This is a genomic window from Ruegeria alba (assembly GCF_022321465.1).
In the GTDB taxonomy this organism is placed as follows: Bacteria; Pseudomonadota; Alphaproteobacteria; order Rhodobacterales; family Rhodobacteraceae; genus Ruegeria_B; species Ruegeria_B alba.
Genome location: NZ_JAKOEM010000004.1, coordinates 1 through 18,136, shown reverse-complemented (window position 1 = coordinate 18,136; position 18,136 = coordinate 1). Strand labels below are relative to the sequence as shown.

At 62.4% G+C, this 18,136-nt stretch carries 19 protein-coding genes and 1 tRNA gene; 9 read left to right on the top strand and 11 right to left on the bottom strand.

Going from position 1 to position 18,136, the window contains the following annotated elements; translation table 11 throughout:
• Window positions 1-3: 3 nt before the first annotated feature.
• Both MB818_RS06865 and MB818_RS06860 read left to right on the top strand, forming a co-directional pair.
• A complete protein-coding gene (locus MB818_RS06865) occupies window positions 4-1,221 on the top strand; it encodes a phenylacetate--CoA ligase family protein (RefSeq protein WP_234144314.1) in 1,218 nt (405 codons plus the stop codon).
• A 174-nt stretch (window positions 1,222-1,395) separates the two neighbouring features.
• Window positions 1,396-3,063: an ABC transporter permease gene (locus tag MB818_RS06860; RefSeq protein WP_234144313.1), complete on the top strand. Its 1,668-nt coding sequence runs from the start codon at window positions 1,396-1,398 to the stop codon at window positions 3,061-3,063.
• Window positions 3,064-3,136: 73 nt separating this feature from the next.
• On the opposite strand, the gene MB818_RS06855 is transcribed toward MB818_RS06860, so the two are convergent.
• The 4 genes from MB818_RS06855 to MB818_RS06840 form a co-directional block, all read right to left on the bottom strand.
• Complete coding sequence (locus MB818_RS06855; protein ID WP_234138720.1) at window positions 3,137-4,144, bottom strand: Fe(3+) ABC transporter substrate-binding protein; 1,008 nt, start codon at window positions 4,142-4,144, stop codon at window positions 3,137-3,139.
• 106 nt (window positions 4,145-4,250) lie between these two features.
• Window positions 4,251-4,538 (bottom strand): sulfatase-like hydrolase/transferase, encoded by a 288-nt coding sequence (locus MB818_RS06850; protein WP_234176698.1) that lies wholly within the window; start codon window positions 4,536-4,538, stop codon window positions 4,251-4,253.
• Between the two features lie 133 nt (window positions 4,539-4,671).
• A complete protein-coding gene (ykgO, locus tag MB818_RS06845; protein WP_011048967.1) occupies window positions 4,672-4,797 on the bottom strand; it encodes a type B 50S ribosomal protein L36 in 126 nt (41 codons plus the stop codon).
• A gap of 77 nt (window positions 4,798-4,874) precedes the next feature.
• A tRNA-Val gene (locus MB818_RS06840) sits at window positions 4,875-4,949 on the bottom strand.
• 150 nt (window positions 4,950-5,099) lie between these two features.
• Here MB818_RS06840 and MB818_RS06835 point away from each other — a divergent pair.
• Window positions 5,100-5,960, top strand: coding sequence for an N-formylglutamate amidohydrolase (locus tag MB818_RS06835; RefSeq protein WP_234138722.1), 861 nt, complete (start codon window positions 5,100-5,102; stop codon window positions 5,958-5,960).
• A gap of 14 nt (window positions 5,961-5,974) precedes the next feature.
• Here MB818_RS06835 and MB818_RS06830 read toward each other — a convergent pair whose 3' ends face one another.
• Together MB818_RS06830 and MB818_RS06825 are read right to left on the bottom strand one after the other, a co-directional pair.
• Window positions 5,975-6,445, bottom strand: coding sequence for a DinB family protein (locus MB818_RS06830; RefSeq protein ID WP_238904543.1), 471 nt, complete (start codon window positions 6,443-6,445; stop codon window positions 5,975-5,977).
• A gap of 76 nt (window positions 6,446-6,521) precedes the next feature.
• The gene (locus MB818_RS06825; RefSeq protein ID WP_234163114.1) at window positions 6,522-7,784 is read right to left on the bottom strand and encodes a DNA polymerase IV; all 1,263 of its coding nucleotides are present in this window, start codon (window positions 7,782-7,784) and stop codon (window positions 6,522-6,524) included.
• Between the two features lie 69 nt (window positions 7,785-7,853).
• On the opposite strand from MB818_RS06825, the gene MB818_RS06820 reads away from it, so the two are divergent.
• A complete protein-coding gene (locus MB818_RS06820; protein WP_234138725.1) occupies window positions 7,854-8,303 on the top strand; it encodes an NUDIX hydrolase in 450 nt (149 codons plus the stop codon).
• 326 nt (window positions 8,304-8,629) lie between these two features.
• Here MB818_RS06820 and pyrF read toward each other — a convergent pair whose 3' ends face one another.
• Together pyrF and MB818_RS06810 are read right to left on the bottom strand one after the other, a co-directional pair.
• Entirely contained in the window at window positions 8,630-9,364 is a 735-nt protein-coding gene (gene pyrF, locus MB818_RS06815; protein ID WP_234138726.1) for an orotidine-5'-phosphate decarboxylase, read from the bottom strand.
• A gap of 122 nt (window positions 9,365-9,486) precedes the next feature.
• Window positions 9,487-9,747 (bottom strand): hypothetical protein, encoded by a 261-nt coding sequence (locus MB818_RS06810; RefSeq protein ID WP_234138727.1) that lies wholly within the window; start codon window positions 9,745-9,747, stop codon window positions 9,487-9,489.
• A gap of 214 nt (window positions 9,748-9,961) precedes the next feature.
• Between MB818_RS06810 and clpB the strand changes: the two genes are divergently transcribed.
• A complete protein-coding gene (gene clpB / locus MB818_RS06805; RefSeq protein ID WP_238904540.1) occupies window positions 9,962-12,580 on the top strand; it encodes an ATP-dependent chaperone ClpB in 2,619 nt (872 codons plus the stop codon).
• Window positions 12,581-12,760: 180 nt separating this feature from the next.
• Window positions 12,761-13,456, top strand: coding sequence for a DUF6629 family protein (locus MB818_RS06800; RefSeq protein WP_238904537.1), 696 nt, complete (start codon window positions 12,761-12,763; stop codon window positions 13,454-13,456).
• A gap of 3 nt (window positions 13,457-13,459) precedes the next feature.
• Here the strand turns inward: MB818_RS06800 and MB818_RS06795 are convergent, their stop codons facing one another.
• On the bottom strand, window positions 13,460-13,855 hold the full coding sequence (locus tag MB818_RS06795; protein ID WP_234167436.1) for a hypothetical protein: 396 nt from the start codon (window positions 13,853-13,855) through the stop codon (window positions 13,460-13,462).
• 98 nt (window positions 13,856-13,953) lie between these two features.
• Entirely contained in the window at window positions 13,954-14,391 is a 438-nt protein-coding gene (locus tag MB818_RS06790) for a DUF302 domain-containing protein (RefSeq protein ID WP_234144302.1), read from the bottom strand.
• A gap of 110 nt (window positions 14,392-14,501) precedes the next feature.
• Between MB818_RS06790 and MB818_RS06785 the strand changes: the two genes are divergently transcribed.
• The 3 genes from MB818_RS06785 (at window position 14,502) to msrQ (ending at window position 17,660) form a co-directional block, all read left to right on the top strand.
• Entirely contained in the window at window positions 14,502-16,055 is a 1,554-nt protein-coding gene (locus MB818_RS06785) for an FMN-binding glutamate synthase family protein (RefSeq protein ID WP_234138732.1), read from the top strand.
• 105 nt (window positions 16,056-16,160) lie between these two features.
• Window positions 16,161-17,060, top strand: a complete 900-nt coding sequence (gene msrP / locus MB818_RS06780) for a protein-methionine-sulfoxide reductase catalytic subunit MsrP (protein ID WP_234138733.1) — start codon at window positions 16,161-16,163, stop codon at window positions 17,058-17,060.
• A 3-nt stretch (window positions 17,061-17,063) separates the two neighbouring features.
• Complete coding sequence (msrQ, locus tag MB818_RS06775; RefSeq protein WP_234138734.1) at window positions 17,064-17,660, top strand: protein-methionine-sulfoxide reductase heme-binding subunit MsrQ; 597 nt, start codon at window positions 17,064-17,066, stop codon at window positions 17,658-17,660.
• A gap of 133 nt (window positions 17,661-17,793) precedes the next feature.
• On the opposite strand, the gene MB818_RS06770 is transcribed toward msrQ, so the two are convergent.
• The coding region (locus MB818_RS06770; protein WP_238904534.1) for a hypothetical protein at window positions 17,794-18,136 on the bottom strand (343 nt) is incomplete at its 5' end.

The following is an 18,136-nucleotide window of genomic DNA, read 5'->3' as shown; positions in this document are numbered from 1 at the left end:
GCCATGACCCATTTTGACACGCTTGAAACACGCTCGGACGACCAACGCACCGCTGATCTGGCGCGCGATCTGCCCGAGCAGATCGCACGCGCCAAATCCGCTCATGGATTTGCGCGGCTGCTGGCCGATGTCGACCCGGCCGCAATCACGGATTTGCAGGCTCTGGCGGCGTTGCCGGTGCTGCGCAAGTCGGAGTTGAGCCGGGCGCAGAGCGAGCACCCCCCATTTGGCGGTTTCACCGTCAAGCCGGCGCACGGGTTTGCACATGTGTTCCAGTCACCCGGACCGATCTATGAACCGGGCGGCACCGATCATGACTGGTGGCGGATGGGCCGTTTCCTGCATGCCGCGGGTATCGGGCAGGGCGATATCGTGCAGAACTGCTTTGGCTATCACCTGACACCCGCTGGCATGATCTTTGAAAACGGCGCTCGGGCGGTCGGTGCGGCCGTGCTTCCCGCCGGAACAGGCCAGACCGAATTGCAGGTGACCGCCGCGCGCGATATCGGCTGCACCGCCTATGCCGGTACGCCCGATTACCTCAAGGTCATTCTCGACAAGGCCGAGGAGATGGGCGTTACGCTCAGCTTTACCAGGGCGGCAGTAGGGGGCGGGGCGCTGTTCCCTTCGCTGCGCAAGGAATATGCCGATCGTGGCATCTCGTGCCTGCAATGTTATGCCACCGCCGACCTGGGTAATATCGCCTATGAAAGCGCGGCGATGGAGGGGATGATCGTCGATGAACACGTGATCGTCGAGATCGTCACCCCTGGAACCGGTACGCCGGTGGCGCCGGGCGAGGTGGGCGAGGTGGTTGTGACCTCCCTCAACCCCGATTACCCGCTCATCCGCTTTGCCACCGGTGACATGTCCGCCGTCCTGCCGGGTCATTCGCCCTGCGGACGCACCAATATGCGGATCAAGGGCTGGATGGGACGTGCCGACCAGACCACCAAGATCAAGGGCATGTTCGTGCGTCCTGAACAGGTGGCGGCCCTGGTCGACAAACACGCCGAGATCGTCAAGGCGCGGGTGATCGCCACCCGCGTGGGCGAGATGGATGCCATGACGGTGCAGATCGAAAGCAGCGGCGGCGATGATGCGGCCTATGCCCGATCGGTTGCCGAAGTGCTCAAGCTCAAGGGCGCGATCGAGGTCGTGGCTCCGGGCAGCCTGCCCAAGGACGGTCTGGTGATCGAGGATCAGCGTCGCTACGACTGATCCCGCCTGACAGAGACAGATGGCCCCGCGCAGAGGAATCCGCGTGGGGCCGCGTCGTTTTGCGCCCTGCCCGCAGGCGCGAGGAGAGAGGGAATATCCCCTCAGGCACTGGTATTTCCGACTAATCTGGTCGATTAAGGAGCGGTAGAACCGCAATACCCGCCAGGACCCGCGATGGCCGAAACCCGATATGCCGCCCATGGCTCCCGCCGCCGTCTGTCTTCGGGCACCCGCCTGCTGGGCGGACTGGCCTATGCCATTGCCACGGCTTGCCTGTTGCCCATGGTGGCGGTGGCATTGGCGGCGCTGACTGGCGGCACCGAAACGCTGAGCCATCTGCTCGAGACCGTGTTGCCGGGTTATGCGGCGACAACCTTGCTGCTGGTCGCGCTGGTGGCCGCCGGGACCTTTGCCGTGGGCGTGGGAGCGGCCTGGCTGGTGACGATGACACGGTTTCCCGGCGTGCGTTTGCTGGAAATCGCGCTGGTGCTGCCGCTGGCCTTTCCCGCCTATGTGCTGGCCTATGCGTATACATTTGTGCTGGACCATCCGGGGGTGGTGCAGACGACCCTGCGTCAGGTGACGGGCTGGGGACCGCGCGACTACTGGTTCCCCGAGATCCGCTCGACCGAAGGCGCGGCGGTGATGCTGATCCTGGTGCTTTACCCCTATGTCTACCTGCTGGCGCGGGCGGCCTTCCTGCAACAAAGCGCCAGCGCCTTTCTGGCGGCGCGGGCGCTGGGAACCGGGCCTTGGGCGGCATTCTGGCGGGTGTCGCTACCGATGGCGCGGCCCGCGATCGCGGGCGGGGTGCTGCTGGCGGTGATGGAGACCATCGCCGATTTCGGCACGGTGGCCTATTTCGGGGTACAGACATTTGCCACCGGCATCTATACCAGCTGGTTCTCGATGGCCGACCGGGCGGCGGCGGCGCAGCTGGCGCTGTGTCTGCTGGGATTTGCCCTGCTGCTGGCAGTGGCCGAACGCACCCAGCGTGGCAAGGCGCGCTATTACCAGTCCGGGCGCCGGCATGCGGGGCTGCCGGCGGGCGAGCTGACGGGATGGCGCGCGCTGGGCGCCTTTACCCTATGCGCGGTCCCTGTGGTTCTGGGCTTTGTCCTGCCGGTGGTGATCCTGGTGCAAATGGGGCTGGAATCCGAACAGGACCTGCTGTCGCGCCGCTATGTCGGGTTTATTCGCAACTCGCTGACGCTGGCGGGTACGGCGGCTGTGGTGACGGTGACAGCAGCGATCTGCGTCGGCTTCTTCCAGCGGCTCAGGCCGGGTCGGCGCTCGGACGGGGCCGCCTATCTGGCGCGGCTGGGATATGCGGTGCCGGGGGGGGTAATCGCGGTCGGGCTGATCGTGCCCTTTGCCGCCTTTGACAACGCGCTGGATGCATGGATGCGAGCCCAGTTCGGCCTGTCCACCGGGCTGTTGATCACCGGGTCTATCTGGCTGTTGATCGCTGCCTATATGGTGCGGTTCCTGGCGGCGGCGCTTGGCGCCTATGAGGGCGGGCAGAGCATGGTGCATGCCAATATGGATGCCGCCGCCCGGTCGCTGGGACAGGGGCCGCTGGGCACGCTCCGCCGTATCCACCTGCCGATCCTGACGCCATCTTTGCTGACGGCGCTGCTGATCGTTTTCGTTGATGTGATGAAAGAGCTGCCCGCGACGCTGATCATGCGCCCCTTCAATTTTGACACGCTGGCGGTGCAGGCCTATCGCCTGGCCAGCGACGAACGGTTGGAGGGGGCGGCGGTGCCGTCGCTGGTGATCCTGGCGATGGGGCTGTTGCCGGTGATCCTGATCTGCCGTCAGGTCGGGCGGGGCAAGTAAGCGGTCCTGACACGCAGGCATGAAAAAAGGCGCGGGCGAGGGTCCCGCGCCTTTGTCTTCCGGGTGGGTTGGCTTACTTCCAGCCGACCTCGTTGAAGATCTTCTGCGCCATTGGAATGTTGGCGGCCACCTCGGACAGGTTCACTTCATCCGCCTTGAACTCGCCCAGTGCGGCCACGTTCTCGGCCAGGTCCACTCCGGCGACGGCGGGGTATTCGTCATTGCCGTTGGAAAAATAGACCTGAGCCTGATCGCTCGCGAGGTATTCCAGGAACTTGACCGCATTGTCGCGGTTGGGTGCATGGGCGGCCACGCCGCCGCCCGACAGGTTCATATGCGCGCCTTCGGCGTCCTGCGAGGGGAAGGCGATGCCGATCTTGTCGATCTCGGCGCTCAGCCCCTTGACGTCGCTGCGCAGGGCGCGGGCAAAGTAGTAGGAGTTGGAAACCGCGATGCCGCATTCGCCCGAAACGATCCCACGCAGCTGGTCGGTATCGCCGCCCTGCGGTTCGCGTGCCATGTTGGCGACCACGCCCTGAGCCCAGTCGCGCGCGACATCTTCGCCGTGATGGGTGATGATCGAGGCCAGCAGGGTCTGGTTATAGGTGTTGGTGGAAGAGCGGATGCAGACCTGCCCCTTGTAGGCGGGATCGGCCAGATCGAGATAGGTGGCAGGTGGGGTGCTGACGCTGGCCTTGTCATAGAAGTAGAGCCGCGCGCGCTGCGAGAAACCGAACCACTGGTTGTCGTTGTCCTGCAGGTTGGCGGGAATGCGGTCTTCGAGCACCGCGCTGTCGATGGCTTGCAGCAGACCGGCCTCCTTGGCACGCGCCAGGCGCGAGGTGTCGACGGTCAGCAGAATATCGGCGGGCGAATTTGCGCCCTCGGCCTGCATGCGGGCGATCAGCTCATCGGCCTTGCCCTCGATCCGGTTGATGCGGATGCCGGTGGCGTCTTCGAAATCGGAATAGAGCCGCTCGTCTGTGTCATAGTGGCGCGACGAATAAAGGTTCAGTTCGCCCTCGGCGATGGCCGAAGTGGCGAACAGGGCAAGCGCGATGGCGGTGGTGGTCTTGAACATGGGGGTCTCTCGCGATTCAGTTAATCTGACTGAAATAGTCAATTACCAAATTTCACCAGGGGTGCAAGGTAAAACCGATTATTTCAGTCGGGTAATTCTGCCGCGGTCACCTTCGGTATTGTTCATTTGCCAGGCTGCCAGCAACCGGTGGCGCGTGCGCCGCTTCCAGGATCATCGGCAGGATGTAAACCACGTGGCAGGGCGTGTGCAGCGGCACAGGGACCGTGATCCTACTGGGCCAGCAGCGCGTGCAATTGTACATCGTCGTCAGCAGGGCGCCGTGGCGTGCCAGCCTGTCGATGTCGGGTGTACGGATCTCGGACCCGGTACAACCCAGATCGGCGAACCCCAGGTCGTCGGCGAGAATGAAAATGATGTTGAGCTTGCGGGACATGGTGGCCTCCTCCTGGGTGACTGGAGGCTATCGTGCCCGGCCCGTTGCGGGAAATTGGAAAACGTTTGCCCGCAAAAACAAAACCGCGCCCAGAGGCGCGGCTTTCATTGCATCTCGGGTGTCTTTCGACAGTTCAACCCTGGCGGGCTTTGAACTTGCGCTGCGTCTTGTTGATCACATAGACGCGGCCTTTGCGACGCACGACGCGGCAGTCCCGGTGGCGGGACTTGAGCGAGCGGAGCGAGTTCCTGACCTTCATGGTCGTCTCCAATTCCTGCGGCGCGGGCCAGCGCCTGGGTTACGCGGGTCCCCTGTGTGAACAGAGGCGTGAAATCATGGTGGGCGGTACAAGGTTCGAACTTGTGACCCCTACGATGTCAACGTAGTGCTCTACCACTGAGCTAACCGCCCATGATTGCCGTCGCGCGCCTGCCCCAGAACGTAATGGGGCGCGGTAGCCCGCGCCGGTAAGCGGGGTCTATAAAAGGAGTCGGCGGGGGGATCAAGGGCTTTTGATCGAACTATTTTCCGGTCTATGATTTTGTTGATCCCGGAGGCCGCATGACCAATACCGCTTATCATCTGACCCTGCCCGCCGCACGTACCTCCAGCGTGGTTTTTGCCTCGCCTCATAGCGGCGCGCGCTATGATCCGCCGTTTCTGGCGCAGACGGTGCTGGATGACCATTCGATTCGCTCTTCCGAGGATGCCTTTGTCGATCAGCTGTTCGACTGCGCCCCCGAGTTCGGAGCCCCGCTTTTGCGGGCGGCGGCGCCGCGCGCCTATCTCGACCTCAACCGCGGCTGCGACGAGTTGGACCCGGCCCTGATCGAAGGGGTGCGCAAGGGAGGGCATAATCCGCGTGTTGCCTCTGGGCTTGGGGTGATCCCTCGCGTCGTGGCGGGCGGTCGGGCCATCTATCGGGGGAAATTGAGCCGGGCCGAGGCAGAGCAGCGCCTGCAGGCGATCTGGTACCCTTATCACGCCCAGCTCCAGCGCCTTTTGAACGAGGCGCATGCGGCCTATGGTCAAGCCATTCTGATCGACTGCCACTCGATGCCCCGCGAGGCGGTGGAAGGCAGCGCTCGCGCCGCCGCGCGTCGGCCCGACGTCGTGTTGGGTGACCGGTTTGGCGCCTCTGCCGCGCCCGAGATCGTGGAGCGGGTTGAGGCGGCCTTTGCCGGGGCTGGTCTGCATGTGGTGCGCAACACGCCTTTTGCTGGCGCCTATGTGACTCAGGCCTATGGGCGCCCGTCGCGGCGCCAGCACGCCATACAGATCGAGATCGACCGCGGGCTCTATATGCACGAAACGACCATTCGCCCCAACGCGAATTTCGACGCGATGCGGAAGCTGTTGCGTGAAGTGGTTTTGGAAATCGCGTCTATTGGACAACAGCGCCTGCCGCTAGCGGCGGAATAGCGGCGGATCGCGGGCTAGCCGAGAGAGGTTAGGTCCGTCACATCCGGTTTGGCGCCTGCCGCTGTCAACATCGCGTGAACCTGGCCACGATGATGGGTCTGGTGATTGAACAATTGCACCGCGCAAAGCGCTCTGGAGGTGGTGACGCGTGTCGCCCCACCGGCCTGATACCAGACGACTGTGCCGCTGAGTTCCGCATCCTTCAGGTCTGCGGCCCAGCGTTCGATTTGCCGGTCACGCCTCCGGCGGAGCAACCTGTAGTCCTGCCAGTCAGCCGGATTCGTCAGCGAGTGCGTGATCGTGTCCTGCGGGCGCTCGTTCCCCATCAGCCGGGCCAGGATCAGAGCATCCGCCCAGTACAGGTGATTGAGTGTTGCGGCGATTGAGCCGAAGAATGCACCGCGATCCTGCCAGCGCGCTGCGTCCGTCAGTGCCTCGGCGGCACGGATCAGGGATCGGTTCTGCCAGCTGTTGTAGCGGGCCATAAGACGACAGAACTCGCCTGTAATCATTCTTTTCCTCGCATTGATATCTGGTGAAGAAGGGGGCGGGATGGCGCGCTCAGCGCATTCCACGACCCTTGAGGATCGCATCCGCGCCAAAGCGTTTGCGGATGGCGTCGGTGGCGCGCTCGGCGCGGGCGCGCTGTGCTGCCTGCGGGTCGAGCAGATCGCCCGACACATCCGCCTCGGCCTCGGGGCACAGATGCGACAGCCCGCAGCCCAGCAGCCGATAAGGACCCTGATCGCCTAACTGGTCAAACAGGGCGCGCGCGGTGCGATAGATGCGGTCGGCCATCTGGGTCGGGTCGCGCAGCGATTGCTGCCGCGACAGGATCCGATGATTGGCACGTTTCAGCTTCAAAGTCACGACCCGGCCCGCCAGTCCGCGTGCCTTGGCCCGGTCGGCTACCTTCTCTGCCATTCGCCAGATATGGCCGTCCAGCACGTCCAGATCGGCGGTGTCCTCGAAAAACGTGGTCTCGTTGCTGATCGACTTGATCGGGTCATGTGCAGACACGCGACGGCGATCCTCGCCGCGTGCCAGATGCCACAACCGCTGTCCCATGGAACCGAAGCGGGCGATCAGCGCCTCCTGCTCCCATCGAAGCAGGTCGGTGAAGGTGCGGATCCCGGCACGTTCCAGCTGCTCCTGCGCCGCCGGGCCGATCCCCCATATCAGGCGCACCGGCTTGTCACGCAGGAAATCCGCCGTCTCGGCCCGTCCGATCACCGAGAATCCCCGCGGCTTTTCGAGATCCGAGGCCACCTTGGCCAGAAACTTGTTATGGCTCAGCCCGATCGAGCCGGTCACGCCCAACTCGTCCTTCATCCGCTTGACCAGCCGCGCCAGCATCACCGCCGGCGGATGCCCGTGCAGCCGCTGAGTGCCCGAGAGGTCCATGAAGGCCTCGTCGAGCGACAGCGGCTCGATCACCGGGGTCAACTCGTCCATCAGAGCGCGGATCTGCTTTGACACCTCGGCATAGACCGACATGCGCGGTTTGATCACCACTGCGTCAGGGCAGAGCTTCAACGCGTGGAACATTGGCATCGCCGATCGTACGCCGCGGATGCGCGCCACATAACAGGCGGTTGAGACGACCCCGCGCTTGCCGCCGCCGATGATCACCGGCTTGTCGGCCAACTCCGGATTGTCACGTTTTTCGACGCTGGCATAGAAGGCGTCACAATCCATATGGGCAATGGTCAGGCTGTCCAGTTCCGGATGCCGCAGCACCCGTGGGCTGCCACAAGACGGGCAGCGCCGGGCATTTCCGGTGCGCGAGAAACAATCGCGGCAGAGACCCGAGGCCGCATTCATTGAGCTAATCCGGTTGAGGTCAGGCGGTAGGACATTCATATCTAGCCTGAACTCACTGGGGATGAAAAGGTGGTAGGAACAGGAGAACAATTCGTCGGGGCCAAGCTAGCTCTGTTCTTGGGGGAGCAACTCTTGGTAATCCGCCGTGACGATCGCCCGGATATTCCCTGGCCTGACTATTGGGACCTGCCGGGCGGGGGGCGCGAGGGGGATGAAACACCGCTCGACTGTGCGTTGCGCGAAACCCACGAGGAGGTTGGACTTGTCGTGCCGGTTGAGCAGGTGGGCTGGAACGTGAGCTATTCGCGCCCGGGTGGTCGAATGTGGTTCTTTGCGGCCCATCTTTCGGTGGAATACGTGAAGAGAATCCGCTTCGGCAACGAAGGGCAGGGTTGGCGATTGATGGCGCCGGCCGAATATATCCATCATGCACGCGCGGTGCCGCATTTCGCCGATCATCTCCGGCTCTATCTGGACAGTGACGATTATGGGCGCGCCCGACACTCTGGCAAGCGCTGAACGAACGCTCGGCCGTTCTGGAAGGAAAGACCCCCCGCGCCAAAGGCGGGGGGAGGTAACGAACCTCAGGAAGAGATGGTTCGTTGGGGAGTGTCTCGAGTTTAGAATCGCTCAAAAATGGTTGCCGGGGTAGGCCGGATATCCAGACCCGGGAAACTCGCTTTTTTGATGTGTTTTTACGGGCACAGCGGCAAAATGGCGCGGATTTCACCAAAGGAACTGATATCAGGTCGTTTTTTTAACCCAACGTAAGGTGACGTTGGGTCGGATTCCCGCCTTGTGGCTGGGCGCGGCGAGAATTTTGAGACCGGAAGAGCCAGCCTGTGTCAGGCCCGGTTTGGTGCCATCGCTTGCGGAGAGGTCATTTCGGCAAGGATCGACAGTGCCGCCGCGCGCGGATCCGGAGCCCGGACAACGGGCCGCCCCACCACGATATGATCAACCCCGTCAGCAATGGCGTTAGCCGGTGTCGCAACGCGTTTCTGGTCCCCCAGATCGGCACCCGCCGGACGGATGCCGGGGGTCACGATCAGCCGCCCGGCGGCCTCGGGCAGAGCCCGGATCGCGGCTGCCTCTTGAGGGCTGGCAATGACGCCATCGGCCCCGGCTTCGAAGGCGCGGGCAGCGCGTTCCAGCACCAGCTCCTGCACATCGCCGGGTTTGATCAGCGACGCATCAAGATCGTCGCGGTTTAGCGAGGTCAGCACGGTGACGGCCAGGATCTTGAGGTCCTTGCCGGCAGCACCTTCCTTTGCGGCACGCACTACATGCGGGTCGCCATGCACGGTCAGAAAATCCAGATCGAACTGAGCTAGGCCCCGAACGGCGGCCTCGACCGTGTTGCCGATGTCAAAGAGTTTCATGTCCAGGAAGATGCGCTTGCCATGTTCCTGCTTCAGCTCGTTGGCCAGAGCGAGACCGCCGCCGGTGAGCATCCCCAGCCCGATCTTGTAGAAGGAAACCGTGCTACCCAATCGTTCGGCCAGTTCCAATCCGGCCAGCGCATTGGGCACGTCAAGGGCGACGATCAGACGATCGTCGGCAAGCATCTTGTCTGTCATGTGGGGATCCTCCGGCTCGGGTCGCTCGTTCATACTGAAGCGGCCTCGTCGAGGCAAGCGGTGAGGGAGAGAGGCCTGCTGAGGAGGAGATCGGACTTAGAGTTTGCGACAGGGCGACATAATCAGGCCACGGCCGGTAGCACTTGATCATCCAGGTACAATTGGTCCTTTCCTGAGCGGAATTCGGGCATCCGGCGCAGTTGGCGCATCGCGTCTCCGACAAAGGCCTGAGTGCGAGCAAGCGGGCTGATCTCTTCGGGCAGTTCGAGCGAACAGAACAACGTTACCATTCTGTCTGCCAATGTCATGCAGACGCTTGCAGAATGGCGCGCGGTGCTTGGGCAAACGTGGTATTGCGAAATCTCGACATTGGTGATCTGCATTGGGGCCTCCCTGATCTCGCTAAAGAAACACAAAAATATTGCGAAATAAGGGCGGAAACAGGGGAAAATGCGGTCAATTCGATCAATTCGAGTAAACCCTTCGCGACCCCCTTGAAGATATTTTGGCATTCCCCAGATTGAATGCGAGGCCCAGACCGACGCGCGCCGCCTCGCGGGCGCAGACACCCTTGGGCGCTTGAAAAAGGAGAGAAAGATGGACTTGTCGAAGTTCACCGAGCGGGCACGTGGATTCGTGCAGGCAGCGCAGACGATTGCGCTGCGCGAAGGGCACCAGCGTTTGGCGCCCGAACACCTTCTCAAGGCATTGATGGATGACGATCAGGGGCTGGCGAGCAACCTGATCACCCGCGCCGGCGGCGCGCCGTCGCGCGTGGTCGAGACGCTGGATGTGGCGCTGTCCAAGATCCCCAAGGTCAGCGGCGACGCGGCCCAAGTCTATCTGGACGGTCAGACCGCCAAGGTGCTGGACGAGGCCGAGAAGATCGCCAAGAAGGCAGGCGACAGATTCGTGCCGGTCGAGCGGGTGCTGATGGCGCTTTGCATGGTCAAATCCAAGGCCAAGGAGGCGCTGGATGCCGGTTCCGTGACCGCGCAGAAGCTCAACGAGGCGATCAACGATATCCGCAAGGGGCGTACTGCCGACACGGCCAGCGCGGAAGAGGGCTATGACGCGCTCAAGAAATACGCGCGCGACCTGACCGAGGCCGCAGCCGAGGGCAAGATCGACCCGATCATCGGGCGCGACGAGGAAATCCGCCGCTCGATGCAGGTGCTCAGCCGCCGGACCAAGAACAACCCCGTCCTGATCGGCGAGCCGGGCGTCGGCAAGACCGCCATCGCCGAGGGCCTCGCGCTGCGTATCGTCAATGGCGATGTGCCAGAAAGCCTGCGCGACAAGAAGCTCTTGGCGCTCGACATGGGCGCGCTGATCGCAGGCGCGAAATACCGTGGCGAGTTCGAGGAACGGCTGAAGGCGGTTCTGACTGAGGTCACCGAGGCCGCGGGTGAAATCATCCTGTTCATCGACGAGATGCACACGCTGGTCGGCGCCGGTAAATCCGATGGTGCCATGGATGCGGCCAACCTGATCAAACCGGCGCTGGCGCGCGGCGAATTGCACTGCATCGGTGCCACCACGCTGGATGAATACCGTAAATATGTGGAAAAGGACGCGGCCCTGGCCCGCCGGTTCCAGCCGGTGATGGTCGAAGAGCCGACCGTCGAGGACACGATCAGCATCCTGCGCGGCATCAAGGAGAAATACGCGCTGCACCACGGCGTCGATATTTCTGACTCGGCCCTGGTGGCTGCGGCGACGCTGTCGCATCGTTACATCACCGACCGGTTCCTGCCAGACAAGGCCATCGACCTGATGGACGAGGCGGCCAGCCGTCTGCGGATGGAGGTCGACAGCAAGCCCGAGGCACTGGACCAGCTGGACCGTCAGATCCTGCAATTGCAGATCGAGGAGGAGGCGCTGAAGAAAGAGAACGACGCCGCCTCGCAGGACCGGCTTGGCACGCTGCAAAAGGACCTTGCCGATTTGCAGGAGAAATCCGCCCAGATGACAGCGCAGTGGCAGGCATCGCGGGACAAGATGAACGCGGTGCAATCCGTCAAGGAACAGCTCGAACGCTCCCGTGCCGAACTGGAGATCGCCAAGCGCGAAGGCAACTTGGCCCGAGCTGGTGAGCTCAGCTACGGCATCATTCCCGAGCTTGAAAAACAGCGGGAAGAAGCCGAAGCCGGAGAGGATACCGGTCTCAAGGCCGAAGAGGTCGTGCGCCCCGAACAGATCGCGGCGGTGGTCGAACGCTGGACCGGCATTCCTACCTCGAAGATGCTTGAAGGCGAACGCGAGAAGCTGCTGCGGATGGAAGACGAGCTGCATCGGCGTGTCATCGGCCAGGATACCGCGGTCAAGGCGGTGGCCAATGCCGTGCGCCGGGCGCGCGCGGGTCTGAATGACGAGAACCGCCCGCTGGGCTCGTTCCTGTTCCTCGGGCCCACCGGTGTGGGCAAGACCGAGCTGACCAAGGCGGTGGCCGAGTATCTGTTTGACGACGACAATGCGATGGTGCGCATCGACATGTCCGAGTTCATGGAGAAACACGCGGTGGCCCGCCTGATCGGCGCGCCTCCGGGCTATGTCGGCTATGACGAGGGCGGGGTGCTGACCGAGGCGGTCCGCCGCCGGCCCTATCAGGTGGTCTTGTTCGACGAGGTCGAAAAGGCACACCCGGATGTGTTCAACGTGCTCTTGCAGGTACTGGATGATGGCGTGCTGACCGATGGTCAGGGCCGCACCGTCGACTTCAAGCAGACGCTGATCGTGTTGACCTCGAACCTCGGCTCCCAGGCCTTGAGTCAACTGCCCGAAGGCGCCGACAGCGCCCAGGCGCGGCGTGACGTGATGGATGCGGTGCGGGCGCATTTCCGGCCCGAGTTCCTGAACCGGCTGGACGAAACGATCATCTTTGACCGGCTCAAGCGCGCCGACATGGACGGGATCGTGTCGATCCAGATGGGTCGCCTGGCCAAGCGTCTGGCGCAGCGCAAGATCGTGCTGGAACTGGACGACGCGGCGCGCAAGTGGCTGGCAGATGCGGGATATGACCCGGTTTATGGCGCCCGCCCGCTGAAACGGGTGATCCAGCGCGACCTGCAGAACCCGCTGGCCGAAAAGCTGCTGGCCGGTGAGGTCAAGGATGGCGAAACCATCCCCATTACCGCTGGCGAGGAAGGGTTGATCATCGGCGACCGCGTGGTCAGCTCGAACCGGCCCCGCCCGGATGATGCCGTCGTGCATTGAGCCGCCGCGCGAACTGAACCAGAGGCCCGCCAGAAATGGCGGGCCTTTTCCTGTTTGAAACAACCCATTTGGAATCGGCAGGGCGCAAGCGACAAGTTCGTGAACGGGGGCATTTGCCCGGAGCGCGGTTCTTTCCTAAGCTTACGTCACAAGTGCGGACCCTACGCCAAGGAGGTCGCCATGTGCTTTTCGGCTACGGCCAGTTTTGTCGCCGGTGCCGCCCTGATCGCGGGTGGCGCGGTCGCGCTTCGCAGGACAGGAAGTCTCGGGCCGCGGTTTCTGGGTTTCGCGGTCTTTCCCTTGTTTTTTGGTGTACAGCAACTTTCCGAGGGTGCGCTGTGGCTGACAATGAGTGGTCCTGACCCGGTCCCTTCAGGGGGCGCGGCGCTGGTTTTCCTGTTCTTTGCCTACTGGTTCTGGCCATTCTGGGTGCCGCTGTCCTCGGCCTTGGTCGAGCCTGACCCTTTTCGACGCCGGGTCTTCTGGGGACTGGCCGCCTTTGGTTTCAGTCTGGGCGCGACGCTTTTCCTGCCGGTGCTGGTTCGGCCTGAAACGCTCGAAATCTATCTCGTGAAGCACTCGATCCAGTATGAGAACCCGAGCATGTTTCCGGGCGAGACCGCCAAGATCGTGGCTCGGCTGGTCTATGCGGTGGTCATCTGCCTGCCGCTGTTGGGCTCATCCCATCCCCGGATACGGATCTTCGGGGGGCTGATCCTGGCATCGGTCGTGGTGGGCTTTGTCTTTGCCGCCTATGCCTTTACCTCGATCTGGTGTTTCCTCGCGGCGATCATCTCGGGATACATAGTCTATATGGTGATTGCCATCGGGCGCGAGGATGCGCTGGTTGACCCGTCACGGGGCAACCTGTCCTGAGGCTCAGCCGCTGGAGGTGCGCTCGTCGCAGGTTTTCTTGGCCTGACTGACGGACAATGTGTTGCCGATGATCCCGACGTCGTTGGTCAGGGAAGAGGCGGGGCCCTGAGGCGGCGGGGTGAAGCCGAATGTGACGGCCTGCGCGCCGGGTTGGGCGGTGCTGGGGGACGGGCCTTTCCAGACATAGAGCCGTTGATTGCCGGGCTTTCTCATCTGGTTCAGCGCATGATCCCCGGCTCCGCACCAATAAATCGAATTCTCCGAGAAATCGGCGACGACCTCAATCAAGCCGCCGGGCAGCGGATAGGCGACCGAGCGGGATTCGTTTCCCGCCAGCGCGGCCGCTCCGGTCACACTGGCGAGGAGGGTTGCAACAATACAGGCCGGGCGTTTGGTCATGGCGAACTCCTGTCTGATGACAAGAATACGCGTGAACGCCCGGATTGGATCAGAAACCACCGCTTGGTTCGGAGGGCGACAGTAAACCCGGCTGAGGTCTACTCTCCGATCGCCTCGCGCGCGATCTCGTCCAGAAGGGTCTGAACCTCCTGCATCGGTCCCTCTGGGAATTGTCGGAATCCGATAGTGACCTCGTCCGAGCCTGGCTGCTTGGCGACGAAGATGCCATAGGGGCAGAATACGATGTTCATCGGATCGGCCTCCATCACCTTGCGCGACAGAGCCGCGGAGCAGAACGAGAACACCTTGGCATCTTCGAACAGAACCACGTCCGAGCCGACATCGGCCCGCGTCCGTTCCAGCATGTCACCCACATGGCTGACGCTGTCGATCACCAGCCCGCGCCCGACAATCGCGCTTTCCAGGCCAAAGGTGACGTCCTCGAAATTTTCGGTGGTGGTATAGGTCACTGCATCCTGAGCGGATGCCGCCCCAGCGGTCAGCGCGATCACCGCGCCCAGTAACATCTGTTTCATTGCTCTCTCCCATAGTAGCCGTGCGGGTTGCACCGTGAACGGTTCGCCTCCAATCTGAATCGGAAAGAGTTCCGCCGCTTTGCGTCACATCAAGATATAGGAGTTTTCGCATGGGTTTCGCCTATAACGCAATCGAGGTGATGGCCTTTGTCTTTGTCAGCGTCATTGGCCTGATGATGCTGACCGCTGTTGTCCTGTTCTTTGTCGACCGGTTCCAGACCGGCGATGCGATCAGGCGGAACTATCCCGTCATCGGACGATTCCGGAACATCTTTACCGAGTTGGGAGAGTTCTTTCGGCAGTATTTCTTTGCCATGGACCGCGAGGAGATGCCGTTCAACCGGGCGCAGCGGAACTGGGTCTATAATGCCAGCGAGAACAAGGGGAACACGGTGGCCTTCGGGTCGACCCGCAACCTGAACATTCCGGGCACGCCCATCTTCATGAATGCGCCGTTTCCGCCGCTGGACAACCAGTTCGGCGCGACCGAGCCGCTGGTGATTGGCCCGACCTGTCGCCAGCCCTATTCGGCGCCGTCGATCTTCAACATTTCGGGCATGTCCTATGGTGCGATTTCGAAACCGGCGGTTCTGGCGCTGTCCAAGGGGGCCAAGGCGGCGGGCGTCTGGATGAACACGGGCGAGGGCGGGTTGTCGCCCTATCATCTGGAGGGGGGCGCCGACATCGTTTTCCAGATCGGCACTGCCAAGTTCGGGGTGCGCGATGCCGAAGGCAATCTGAGCGACGACAAGCTGCGCGAGGTGGCGGCGCATCCACAGGTCAAGATGTTCGAGATCAAGCTGAGCCAGGGCGCCAAGCCGGGCAAGGGGGGCATCCTGCCCGCGGCCAAGATCGACGCCGAGATTTCGCAGATCCGGGGCGTGCCGATGGGGATGGATGCGATCTCGCCCAACCGTCACCGCGAGGTTGACGATTTCGACGGGCTGCTCGATCTCATCGCCCATGTGCGCGAGGTGACCGGCAAGCCGGTCGGGATCAAGACCTGCATGGGCTCGGCCGATCCCTGGTTCGATTTCTTCCGCCGGATCAGAGAGCGCGCGGATGACAGCGCGCCCGACTTCATCACCGTCGATGGTGGCGAGGGAGGCACCGGCGCCGCGCCGATGCCTCTCATTGATCTCGTCGGCCTGCCGTTGCGCGAGGCGCTGATCCGGATGGTCGATCTGCGCGATCTGTCCGGGCTGCACGACCGGATCCGGATCGTGGCCAGTGGCAAGCTGGTGGCGCCCGGCGATGTGGCCTGGGCAATCTGCCTGGGTGCCGATTTCATCACCTCGGCGCGCGGCTTCATGTTTTCTCTGGGATGTATCCAGGCGCTGAAATGCAACAAGAACACCTGTCCCACCGGCATCACCACCCATATCCCTTCGCTGCAAAAGGGGCTGGTGGTGCATGAAAAGGAAAAGCGCGTTGCCGCCTATGCGCGTTCGGTCATCAAGGAGGTGGAGACCATCGCGCATTCGGTTGGTGTCCCCGAACCGCGACTAATGCGGCGGCGGCATGTGCGGATTGTCTGCGACGACGGCACCTCGGTTCAGATGGACGATCTTTATCCGTCTGTGAACAGCGCCGCCGAAGGCCTGGAACGTGCCCGTGGCAACCGGCAGTTCGAAGACGGGTTGCGGCGTCTGGGCGTGGTCTGAAGAGACAATTGTTTCAGCACGGCAACGCAGCTGTGATGCGAGTTGCGTTGGACGGTGCCCTGCGACGGGATACATTTCCGGGAAATGGCATAGACGGAGATCCCGATGGCCCATCGCTGGAGCAACGACCTGACCCCCGCCGACGTGACCCCGCGCGGGGCATGGATGAATCGCAGGCAACTGATGGCGGGCATGACTGGCGCGGGGCTGGTGGCCCTGGCTGGCGGGGCGCGGGCCGAGACGCTGGAGCCTAACACTTGGGAAGAGATCACCAGTTATAACAATTTCTACGAATTTGGCACCGGCAAGGACGACCCGGCGGCCTATGCCCATCTGCTCAAGACCGAGCCTTGGTCGGTCAAGATCGACGGGATGGTCGACCGACCGGGTGACTATGATTTTCAGGACATCCTGTCCGAGATGACAATCGAAGAACGGATCTATCGGTTCCGATGTGTCGAGGCCTGGTCCATGGTGATCCCCTGGAACGGGTTCGAACTGGCCGATCTGCTGGCCATGGCGGGTGTGCAGGAGGGGGCGAAATATGTCGCTTTCGAAACGCTCTACCGGCCCGAGGAAATGCCCGGAACCCGCTATCCGGTGCTGGAATGGCCCTATCGCGAGGGGTTGAGGCTGGACGAGGCGATGCACCCGCTGACACTGATGGCCACCGGCCTCTATGGCAAACCGCTGCCCAATCAGAACGGCGCACCGCTGCGTTTGGTCGTGCCGTGGAAATACGGCTTCAAGTCGATCAAGTCGATCGTGCGGATCACGCTGACAGACAAGGAACCGCCGACAAGCTGGAACATGGCGATCCCGAACGAATACGGGTTCTACAGCAATGTGAACCCCGAGGTGAATCACCCGCGCTGGAGCCAGGCCAGCGAGCGGCGCATCGGGGGCGGTCTTTTCGCCAAACGCCAGCCGACGCTTATGTTCAACGGCTATGAAAAAGAGGTCTCGGACCTTTACCAGGGCATGGATCTTGCGAAATACTTCTGACCCATGGAGCGGGTGAACGCATCGCTGCGCCGGATTCCGATCTGGCTGGTCTATCTGATCGGGGTGTTGCCGGCACCCGTGTGGCTCTGGTTGGGCGCGACGGGGCAGCTGGGCGTCGATCCCGCGAAGGTCATCGAGCACCGGCTTGGAGAGTTGGCGTTACAGGCGCTGATCCTGGGGTTGGCCGTAACGCCCTTGCGGCGGATAGCCGGCCTGAACCTTATGAGGTTCCGCCGCGCCATAGGGGTGCTGTCATTCTACTATGTCAGTTGCCACCTGCTGGTCTGGTTGGTGCTCGACGTCCAGATTCCGGCCCAGATCTGGGCCGATATCGTCAAACGTCCCTTCGTCACCATTGGCATGGCGGGTTTTGCACTGTTGTTACCCTTGGCGCTGACCTCGAACAATTGGTCGGTGCGGCGTTTCGGACAGGGATGGCGCCGACTGCACCGGCTGGTTTACCCGGCGGTCCTGCTTGGCGCGATACATTTCCTGATGCTGACCAAGGGGTTCCAGATCGAACCGCTGATCTATCTGGGTTTGGTCCTTGTCCTGCTGGCGGCGCGCCTGCCGGTGACACGCCGCAGAACCGCGCATTGAAACCCAGAACTTGGTCGCGGCTCTGGGGATGACCGAAGCCGGGGTATCGGTTCCGGCACGAATGCCCCCGCTTCCTGTCCTGATAGCGGTTATTTGACGGTCGTTCGACCGGGGGACAGGGTCGGGTTTGACTTCATCTTGCGCACAAGAGCCCATTAAGACTTTGAATATATTGGATTTTCCCCTTCTTTTGAGATTTTTTGAGATTTTTGTATTTTTGTGCTTGCGACTCTTTTTGGTTGGGCCTAGAACCCCCTTCACCGGCGGCGCTGAGGTGCTGCGGACGGGTCGGAGAGACGGCCGGACACGCTGGAGAGACGGCGGCATTCGAGGAATGAGCGGGGCGGGCGCGCTGAGGGATTGGCGCATCGGTCTTGTTTTTGGCCTTCGGGTGGCAGTGCTGTTTGACATTGATGGATGACTGAAGAGATATGTGGGCGGTTTGGTTCGTTTCGACGGATTGATCGTCTGTATAT

Coding starts and splice junctions, on each gene's coding strand:
- MB818_RS06865 (WP_234144314.1), top strand. CDS start 4: ATGACCCATTTTGACACGCTTGAAACACGCTCGGACGACCAACGCACC.
- MB818_RS06860 (WP_234144313.1), top strand. CDS start 1,396: ATGGCCGAAACCCGATATGCCGCCCATGGCTCCCGCCGCCGTCTGTCT.
- MB818_RS06855 (WP_234138720.1), bottom strand. CDS start 4,144: ATGTTCAAGACCACCACCGCCATCGCGCTTGCCCTGTTCGCCACTTCG.
- MB818_RS06850 (WP_234176698.1), bottom strand. CDS start 4,538: ATGTCCCGCAAGCTCAACATCATTTTCATTCTCGCCGACGACCTGGGG.
- ykgO (WP_011048967.1), bottom strand. CDS start 4,797: ATGAAGGTCAGGAACTCGCTCCGCTCGCTCAAGTCCCGCCACCGGGAC.
- MB818_RS06835 (WP_234138722.1), top strand. CDS start 5,100: ATGACCAATACCGCTTATCATCTGACCCTGCCCGCCGCACGTACCTCC.
- MB818_RS06830 (WP_238904543.1), bottom strand. CDS start 6,445: ATGGCCCGCTACAACAGCTGGCAGAACCGATCCCTGATCCGTGCCGCC.
- MB818_RS06825 (WP_234163114.1), bottom strand. CDS start 7,784: ATGAATGCGGCCTCGGGTCTCTGCCGCGATTGTTTCTCGCGCACCGGA.
- pyrF (WP_234138726.1), bottom strand. CDS start 9,364: ATGACAGACAAGATGCTTGCCGACGATCGTCTGATCGTCGCCCTTGAC.
- MB818_RS06810 (WP_234138727.1), bottom strand. CDS start 9,747: ATGCAGATCACCAATGTCGAGATTTCGCAATACCACGTTTGCCCAAGC.
- clpB (WP_238904540.1), top strand. CDS start 9,962: ATGGACTTGTCGAAGTTCACCGAGCGGGCACGTGGATTCGTGCAGGCA.
- MB818_RS06800 (WP_238904537.1), top strand. CDS start 12,761: ATGTGCTTTTCGGCTACGGCCAGTTTTGTCGCCGGTGCCGCCCTGATC.
- MB818_RS06795 (WP_234167436.1), bottom strand. CDS start 13,855: ATGACCAAACGCCCGGCCTGTATTGTTGCAACCCTCCTCGCCAGTGTG.
- MB818_RS06790 (WP_234144302.1), bottom strand. CDS start 14,391: ATGAAACAGATGTTACTGGGCGCGGTGATCGCGCTGACCGCTGGGGCG.
- MB818_RS06785 (WP_234138732.1), top strand. CDS start 14,502: ATGGGTTTCGCCTATAACGCAATCGAGGTGATGGCCTTTGTCTTTGTC.
- msrP (WP_234138733.1), top strand. CDS start 16,161: ATGGCCCATCGCTGGAGCAACGACCTGACCCCCGCCGACGTGACCCCG.
- msrQ (WP_234138734.1), top strand. CDS start 17,064: ATGGAGCGGGTGAACGCATCGCTGCGCCGGATTCCGATCTGGCTGGTC.